Here is an 8,843-nt window from a genome sequence, read left to right on the forward strand (position 1 = left end):
TTGATGCGATTTTCGATGCGTCGCGTTAGCCACCAAGTTACCGCAGCTCCCGTTCCCATAAGAACGGTGATGCTGACGGCGGTGTCCACTACGGGTCTGAACTCGTTCAGTTCTATCATCGCTGGAATGTACCCTCATTGGTCGTAGTTCTCGAAATCGGATGGCAAGTGGCGCCTCATCATGTCCGATCCATCAAGCGACAAGATCCGCTCCACCAAGGAGATATTGTAAAGATTGCCACCGAAACAATCAAGAAAAACAAGGAAAAAAACGCGAGAATTTCGAGATGATCAGCGCTAAGTTTGGCGTCTTACCGGTCGTCGCCGGAGCACGATCAAGCCTTGATCAGCGTATCGAACGACTCCAAGGCGGTGGTGCCGATCATTCGCATCGACTTTGGGCCGCAGCCTCTTCGATGACCCTCGGATCGTTGCGACGAGGGGCTTCGGTACTCAAATACCTGCGCCACCGACGGGCTCCGGGGGTGGCATGAAAGAGCCCGAGGAGATGACGGGTGATGCTGTGCAGTCTGGTCCCGTTCTCGATCTCGCCCCGGGTGTAGTCGATCATCTGCGAGGCGATCTCGCTACGGGTCGATACGGTATGGGTTTCGCCGAATAGCCGCCGATCGACATCCGCCAGTAGAAAAGGATTTCGATACGCTTCCCGCCCCATCATCGAGCCGTCGACCCGTTGGTTATGCTCGATGGACTCCTCGATCGAGGTGATGCCTCCGTTGATCACGATTTCCGTTTCCGGAAAATCCCTTTTCAGTCGATAGACGGTATCGGGACGAAGGGGAGGGATATCCCGATTCTGCTTCGGACTGAGCCCCGAAAGCCAAGCCTTGCGAGCATGCACGATGACCGTGCGGCAGCCCGCTTCGGTGACCGCTTCGATGAATGCCAGCAGATCCTCGTAGCGATCCCGATGGTCGATACCGATTCGGGTCTTGATGGTCACCGGAAGATCGCAGGCATCGATCATCGAGGCCATGCAATGCGCCACGAGTTTGGGTTCGGCCATCAGGCAGGCGCCGAAGCGACCGCTTTTCACGCGCTCGCTGGGGCAGCCGGCATTGAGATTGACCTCGTCGAAGCCCAAAAGCGCAGCGATCCGAGCGCATCGGGCCAAAGCATCGGGATCGCTGCCGCCGAGCTGAAGGGCGAGGGGACGCTCCACGGGGTCGAAGGCCAACAAGCGCTCGCGCGGGCCATGTTCGATGGCATCCGTGGTCACCATTTCGGTATATAGCAAGGTGCGGCGAGTGATCCGGCGCATAAAATAGCGAAAGTGACGATCCGTGCAATCCATCATCGGAGCCAGACAAAAACGCCGATCGATGGTTGCCGGGCTCGTGGTTTTGGAGGGGTTGGCCGAAGTCGCCGTTGCCGGGGTGTTCATGATCGCGAACTCGAAATCCTCATGCGAAGCGGTCAATCGGCCTTTTATCGACCGGAAGGCGGGTAAGGGGTAGGGTCGAGGCATCCCTCGATGCCGCTCCGAAGTCCCGCCAAGGCGAGGCGCTGCCTTCGCCGATGCCATTCGAAATCATATCGAGTCGACCCCGCATCGAGCCTTGGTCTGCCCGAAACCTGCGAATCATTCCAACGATGATTCTCACAGCGCAATTATCCCCTTGGCACATCGAGGCTTTTTTCCGAGCGTGAATCCCTCTTCGCCCAAAGATGGTGCGAGCCGTCGCCCGACACCGCCTACGATCATCGGCGACCTGCGCGTTTTACCGGGTCCGATGTTGATCGCGACCCTCGTTTTTACCATCGCCCACGGGTTTTTCCCCTCCTTTCCGATCGAAGCCGGGGCGTTGGCGGCATGGCTGGCGGGGGTGACGGTCTGGCATCGCCTGCCACCGCGGGTGCGGATGCAGGTGGGAGGGATGATCGTCATCGGTATCGTCTGTCTCGGGGTCGCCGGCCTGCAAGGGGTGCGCATCGACCTCATGGATGCAGCCGGACGATCGCTGCCGATCATCGCGATGTTGACGGGAGTCGCTTTTTTGCGCCTGGCCTATCGCGCCCCGGGAGCGACATTCAGCCCCGGGGGACACGGGTGGGGAGCTTACCTGCGGACGATGCTCGGATTGCATCTTTTCGGGGCCATCATCAATATCTCGGCATTGGCGGTTTTTGCCGATCGCCTGTCGCGCACCTCGCCCCTGAACCGTCGCGACATCCGTCTGCTCGGTCGCTCGTTCACCACCGTCGCTTTCTACTCGCCCTTCATCGCCGGGGTCGCGCTGGCGCTGGGCATGATCCCGGGAGTCGATTTCCCTCGCTTCGTGGTCTTCGGGATCGTATTGGCGGGGATCGGCCTCGGGGTCAATATTCTGCTGGCATGGATGGAGGAGGGTCCGCTCGCCCTCGCCCGCCATCGGGGTTATCCCATGCGCCTGCAGAGCCTATGGCTACCGGTGGCGTTGGCGGCGGCGGTGATGCTCGTCCATCGCATCTGGCCCTCGCTCTCGATCCTGTTGCTGATCAGCCTCCTCTCGCCCCTGCTGGCCTTGGCGGCCTTGGCGTATCAGGCAGGCCTTTCGTCCGCAACGCGAAGCGCAGCGCAGTTCACGGCCGGCGAGTTGCCGGGTATGAGCGGGGAACTTTGCATCTTCTTGGCCGCCGGGGTGCTCGGAGCGGGATTCTCCGCTTTGAGCGCGGCGTGGCCGGAGGCGATCCCCGCCCTTCCTTTGAACCCCATCACCGGATCGGCGATGGTGGCGACGCTCGCCCTCGTTTCGATGGCGGGAGTGCATCCCTTGGTATCGGTCACCGCCTTGGTGACCACCCTCTTGCCGTCGATATCGGATCCCACCTTCTTGGCGATGGTCTGCGTCGTCGGTTGGGGCCTTGGCTCTGCGGTCGGACCCTATTCCGGGGTCAGTTTGATATTGGCGGCTCGAGGTGATATCTCCAACTGGCGGATCCCGAAGTGGAATGCGCTGTGGTGCGCCTTGATGGTGCTGGCGGCCGGCGGTGTCTTTTCGATCTACGATGCGTTGTTTACATGAAAGGGTTTCGATAAGGAGGGATTCGAATGCCGACCACCGACGATATCGGACAAGGGCGAGCGGAGTCGATGAGGGATTTGCTCGAAGAGGCGGCGCAAAGGGCCCTTTCCTATCTTGGGCATCTACCGCAGCGGCCGGTCGCCGCCGCTTGCGATGCACCGGAATTGATGCGGATGCTGGGCGAGGGCGATCTCCCCTTCGAGGGGCGTGCACCGGCCGAGGTATTGGCGCTTTTGGACGAAGTCGGCCGACAAGGCACGGTTGCCAGTGCCGGGCCGCGCTATTTCGGTTTCGTTACCGGTGGCTCGCTACCGATTGCCTTGGCCGCCAATTGGCTGGCCGGGGCTTGGGATCAGAATGCTTTCAGCGAGATGAGTTCCCCGATGGGAGCGGCGGTCGAGCGGGTGGCGTTATCCAGAGTCTTGGGGGTTCTCGACCTGCCTCGGATATCCCAAGGAGCCTTCGTCACCGGAGCGACGATGGCCAATTTCACGGCGTTGGCGGCGGCTCGGCGGCGGGTGCTGCTCGCTCATGACCATGATGTCGATAAAGATGGATTGACCAATGCTCCTCCGATCACCGTGGCGGTGGGGGAGAGCGCCCACGCCACCGTGCTCAAGGCGATCGGGCTGCTCGGTCTCGGGCGCGCATCGGTGGTCAAGGTGGCGGCGGATGCGCAAGGTCGTATGTGCCCCGACGCCCTTTCCCGATTGAAAGGGCCGGCCATCGTTTGCGCCCAGGCCGGCAATGTCAACACCGGGGCCATCGATCCTATCCGGCGGATTTGCGCGCAAGTCCCGGCCGAGGATGTTTGGGTGCATGTCGACGGTGCTTTCGGGCTATGGGTGCGGGCGCTACGCTCGGTCGATGCTTTGGATATCGAACCGTCGCGCAAGGCCGAGGCGTCGAGGATTGCGGAGCAGGGCGTCGGTCTCGAGGATGCGGATTCGTGGGCCACCGATGCGCATAAATGGCTGAATGTCCCTTATGACTGCGGCATCGCCCTCGTGCGCGACGCCGAAGCCTTGCGCGGGGCGATGTCCATGCAGGCGGATTACCTTCCACAAGCGACTCGGTGCGAGCCCTTCGAACATACCCCGGAGGCGAGCCGTCGAATGCGGGCATTGGAGGTTTTGGCGGTACTGGATACCTTGGGGGCGAGGGGTCTTTGCGCCTTGATCGAGCGCAACTGCCACCAAGCCCGACGCTTTGCCGAGTCTTTGAGCGCCGCCGGCTTCGAGGTGCTGAACGAGGTGGCGCTCAATCAAGTGCTGGTCTCTTTCGGCGACGATGCGACCACGCTCAAGGTCATCCGCGCGCTGCAAGAGGAGGGCACTTGCTGGTGCGGCGGAACCCGATGGCAAAATCGCGATGCGATGCGCATCAGCCTTTCCTCTTGGGCAACCACCGACGACGATGTCGATCGCAGCCTCGAGGCGATGTTGCGGGTGGCAAGAGATATCGTCGGATAGGTGTGGGAACGAGGCATGCCGCCTTGTTATCCATCGGATCGATATCGATGATATTCGTCTTTGCTGCGGACAAGGGCGAGTGGCGGGTTCAACGTTTCATCGCCTCGCTCTTCGAAAGCGATATCCGAACAATGCAGGCAGGTATAGACGAATAGTGCGATCGCGTTCTTGTCGACTCATACCGACTCGAGTGCCATTCGATTCGCGCGCTTTTCGATATCGGCGCAGCGATCGATCAAGGCATCGAAAGTCTCTACCTCATCAAGAAAGAAATCGCTTTCGATCATATATCGATAGTCCCCTTCGAGAGCAGAGCGAGCATCGCCGCTCGGAACCAGCTGCAGGTTGCCATTGATGACATCGCCGTAGTCGATATATTCGCCATCGGATGCCTTCATGCGAAAAAACATCGCCTTGTGTTTCACCACCGAATCGGCAAGGGCTCGGTCGCGCAACGCTATATCCGCTATACCCGCATCGTCAAGGCGAACCAAGTCGTGCCAATGTCGCGCGAAGCGCTCCGCTCGTAGACGCCGCTGAAGACAAAAGACATGGGTGGCCGTTATCTTTTCCCAAAAGGTACGCTCGGCATGCATCACCCGTGGCCTTGCCGTCGGAAAGACGACCCCGTCAACGAATCCGTCCATATCACATTTCACATCGCGCAAGGCGCAAGGCTCGCCGGTCGAACGTGCGCCGAATTCCAAGGTAACGATCGGCACAACATACCCGATTCCATCTGTGCTCGTCGGTTTGTAATCGATGAAGATCTTATGCTCCTCGCTACGCACCTTCGCAGACAACCCCTGATCGGAGATGGCATTTTGCAAATAGGGCTTTGCCGCGCCCTCGACCCACTCGGCCAAACGGTGACGGGCCTCTTTCGTCCAGCGTTTTTCTTGGCTGCGGCTCGGCGGCAAGGCTTCACCGTCATCGCCCACCAAGTCAGGGGCGATCGCACGAATATCGTAGGTGAGATCGACATCCTCCGAGAAGCGCCTAATGACATCGTAAGCCTTTGAAAGCGACGTCCCGCCTTTGAAAATGAGATGCTCGCCCATGGCGGATGTAAACAAAGTCTGCAATGACCAGACCACCCAGACATCTTTTTCGAGGATGTCGGTAGAGCGACCTAGATGGTTGGATACCAAGTCAAGAACCTTTATCTGGTCCTTGAGTGACAAAGAAAGAAATGACTCAGACATGGTCAACCGCCCGGGTGATATTTCGAGCCAGCCAACTTGGCAAGTGGTGGGCGACCTCCGCCATGATGTCGAAGGCCTCCGAAGGGATTTTTTTCTTGAGGGTTCGGATAGCCTCATTGCTTTCCTCGGGTCCGAGCCAAGCCAGAGCGCGAACCACTTGTCCTGCCGGATGGTCGGCCAAGACCAGTTGCCAAGACGGCGCATGCCGTAGTTTTACCAGTTGATTGCCGAGCATGATATTTCGGCTTCGGCCGGAAGTTAAAAAGCTATAACGCATCGGTACTTGAGTGATCAGCCCCAAGGCATTTGCCGCCGCTGCGCCGTGTTGAACGATAGTTTCTCCGCGTTCTTCTGCCAGCCCCTTGATTGCTCGTATTACCGAAGGTGGATATGTGCCGAACCGGCTCTTGACCGGGCAAAAATAAATGCCTCGTTCGGCGCGAAGCAGTCGCCCGCGCTTGGCCAAGCGAGCCAAGGCCTGATTCACTCCGGTGCGAGTGCCAAGATGAGTCAGATCTTTTGCCACCAAGGGAGTTCCTTCCGGAAGTCCTTCGGCGTGCTCCATGATCGTTTCGGTCAGGTGCTTCATGGTCCATCTCCGGCCGGTAAAAAACATTTTCTTTGCGGCGGTCGGCAGTCATCGGGGCAAGCATATCCCGTGCGTGACATTGTATGCGAGAGATACAGGCGATACAAGCGATACGAGGTCTTTTTTGGCGAAGAGATCGCTCGAGATTGCAGATATCGGATGGGTCGATCCAAGATCCGATCTCATGAAGATTCCCGATAAGCATAAGCGGGAAGTCGAAGGAATTCAAAGAAATTCTAAAGACTGCGGCTTAGAATCGTGCTTCGAGTCGCTTCCACGACCAAGGGATTCGCTCGTCGCTGGTTCGCTACGGCCTAGATGATCGGCAGACCGAATCTCTGACGTCGCATAAACTTGCGCAAAATAGCGGCCTTGGTCATCATCGCCCGCAGGTACGATTCACCTCGTCAACGGATGAAGAATGAACGGATGAAGAAGATATCACCATGAAACTCGTCGCTAACTGGAGCTACCCGACCGCGATCCGTTTCGGTGCGGGTCGCATCGCCGAAATCGGCGAAGCCTGCGCTGCGGCCGGCATCTACAAGCCGCTTTTGGTCGCCGATCGCGGCTTGGCTTCGATGGAGATCACCCGGCGCACCCTTTCCTTGATGGAATCCGCCGGTCTCGGCGATGCCATATTCTGCGAGGCCGACTCCAATCCGACGGACAAGAATGTCGAGGCGGGCCTCGATGTTTTTCGAACCGGCGGCTTCGATGGCGTCGTGGCCTTCGGCGGCGGCTCGGGGATCGATCTCGGCAAAACCATCGCCTTCATGGCCGGTCAATCGCGCCCGCTTCGGGATTTCGAGGATATCGGTGATTGGTGGACCCGCGCCGACCCCGCCGGCATTCACCCCATCGTTGCCGTCCCGACCACCGCGGGCACCGGTTCCGAGGTCGGTCGGGCGAGTGTCATCATCGACACCCAAGCGAATGAAAAGAAGATCATCTTCCATCCGAGGATGCTGCCCGCGGTGGTGATCTGCGATCCCGAACTCACCGTCGGCTTGCCGAAATCCATCACCGCCGGAACCGGACTCGATGCCTTCGCCCACTGTGTGGAGGCTTATTGCTCCCCGCATTACCACCCCATGAGTCAAGGGATTGCCTTGGAGGGCATGCGCCTCGTCAAGGATTATTTGCCGCGCGCTTACCAAGATGGTACGGACTTGGAGGCTCGGGCTCATCTGATGAGCGCGGCGGCCATGGGGGCGACGGCATTCCAAAAAGGCCTCGGTGCCATCCACGCCATCAGCCATCCGGTGGGCGCGGTACATCGCACCCATCACGGCACGACGAATGCCGTATGCATGCCGCCGGTGCTTCGCTTCAACCGCCCGGCAATCGAGGATTCGATCGGTCGCGCTGCGGATTATCTCGGCATCCCCGGGGGGTACGAGGGTTTTTATGCTTATGTCGAAGAGATCAACGAGGCCTTGGGGATACCCAAGACGCTCACCGCGTTGGGCGTCGAAGATCCGGATATCGACCGGTTGACCGAATCCGCCCTCGCCGATCCTAGTGTCGGCGGCAACCCGGTCCCGATGACCTACGACAACACCCGCGCCCTGATCGAAACCTGCCTTTGGGGGGATTCCCGCATTCGCTGAATCGCTCGGACTCTCACTCTGAGTCTCGCCCCGAATCTCGTTTCGAACGGCAGTTCGTGGAGCACCCGGTGAAAAGCGATCGCGTGGCAAGACAGCTCGTTTGCGGATTCGAAACACCGCTCGCCGATGAAATGGCGATATTCGTCGGTATCCTCATTCGTCGGTATCCTCGCTTTTCAGTTATCCTTTACGGAATGTATGAGATGAGGGGGTGAACCCCGCTTCGCCGATAAAAACGATCTTTCAATAACAACCGGATAACAATATCCGAATAGCATCCAAGGGATATAAGTCCGATGCCCGAACTTGCCGCCTATATCGATCAGATCCGTCGCGACACGCAAGGGGCTCCGAGGGCTCGGGGCACGGCCTTCGAAAATCTCGTGCGTTTCTATTTGCAGACCGACCCGTTGCAAAAGAGTCGTTATAGCAAGGTGCAGACCTACGCCGCATGGGCCTTTGAGCGCGGCGAGGAGGGGCAGGATATCGGTGTGGACCTCGTTGCCACACTTGCCGACGGCAAGGGTTACGCCGCCGTTCAGTGCAAATGCTACGCCCCCGACAAGATCATCGCCAAGGGCGATTTGGATAAATTCGTCAGTGCATCGAGTCGGAAGGATTTCGTTTTGAGGATTTTCGTCGATACCACGATTCACGAATGGGGAGCCAATGCCCAGAAGGTCGCCTCCGATCTCGCTCCGGATTTCATCTGCTTGAAAACGGAGCAGATGGAAAAAAGCGCCATCGATTGGGGTCGTCATATCCATCGAAAAGAGGCCGTCCTTAAAAAGCCGAAGCGGTTGCGGCCGCACCAAGAAGCGGCGTTGAGGGAGGTCATGGAGGGTTTCGAGCAATCCCCCCGAGGTAAGCTGATCATGGCTTGCGGCACCGGAAAGACATTCACCAGCCTCAAAATCGCCGAGCAATTCAAGTTTACCC

The 8,843-nt window shown here is 58.8% G+C and carries 7 protein-coding genes; 4 read left to right on the plus strand and 3 right to left on the minus strand.

The features are described 5' to 3' along the window. Window positions 1–381: 381 nt before the first annotated feature. Entirely contained in the window at window positions 382–1,404 is a 1,023-nt protein-coding gene (gene dusA, locus BF99_RS0119000; RefSeq protein WP_081759363.1) for a tRNA dihydrouridine(20/20a) synthase DusA, read from the minus strand. A 262-nt stretch (window positions 1,405–1,666) separates the two neighbouring features. Here dusA and BF99_RS21535 point away from each other — a divergent pair, with 262 nt between their 5' ends. Both BF99_RS21535 and BF99_RS0119015 read left to right on the plus strand, forming a co-directional pair. Continuing rightward, entirely contained in the window at window positions 1,667–3,025 is a 1,359-nt protein-coding gene (locus BF99_RS21535; RefSeq protein WP_156013489.1) for a hypothetical protein, read from the plus strand. A gap of 26 nt (window positions 3,026–3,051) precedes the next feature. After that, a complete protein-coding gene (locus BF99_RS0119015; protein ID WP_051482993.1) occupies window positions 3,052–4,497 on the plus strand; it encodes a pyridoxal phosphate-dependent decarboxylase family protein in 1,446 nt (481 codons plus the stop codon). A gap of 176 nt (window positions 4,498–4,673) precedes the next feature. Here BF99_RS0119015 and BF99_RS0119025 read toward each other — a convergent pair whose 3' ends face one another. Next, window positions 4,674–5,648 carry a nucleotidyl transferase AbiEii/AbiGii toxin family protein gene (locus BF99_RS0119025; RefSeq protein ID WP_231471463.1) on the minus strand — a complete coding sequence of 325 codons (975 nt, stop codon included), beginning with the start codon at window positions 5,646–5,648 and terminating at the stop codon, window positions 4,674–4,676. Between the two features lie 46 nt (window positions 5,649–5,694). Further along, window positions 5,695–6,291, minus strand: coding sequence for a DUF6088 family protein (locus tag BF99_RS0119030; protein WP_025772464.1), 597 nt, complete (start codon window positions 6,289–6,291; stop codon window positions 5,695–5,697). Between the two features lie 446 nt (window positions 6,292–6,737). On the opposite strand from BF99_RS0119030, the gene BF99_RS0119040 reads away from it, so the two are divergent. Together BF99_RS0119040 and BF99_RS21540 are read left to right on the plus strand one after the other, a co-directional pair. After that, entirely contained in the window at window positions 6,738–7,904 is a 1,167-nt protein-coding gene (locus BF99_RS0119040; protein WP_025772466.1) for an iron-containing alcohol dehydrogenase, read from the plus strand. Between the two features lie 296 nt (window positions 7,905–8,200). Next, window positions 8,201–8,843: restriction endonuclease (locus BF99_RS21540; protein WP_038099076.1), on the plus strand; the 643-nt coding region annotated here is incomplete at its 3' end.

The sequence above is a fragment of the Thioalkalivibrio sp. HK1 genome (assembly GCA_000583135.1).
GTDB lineage: Bacteria > Pseudomonadota > Gammaproteobacteria > HK1 > HK1 > HK1.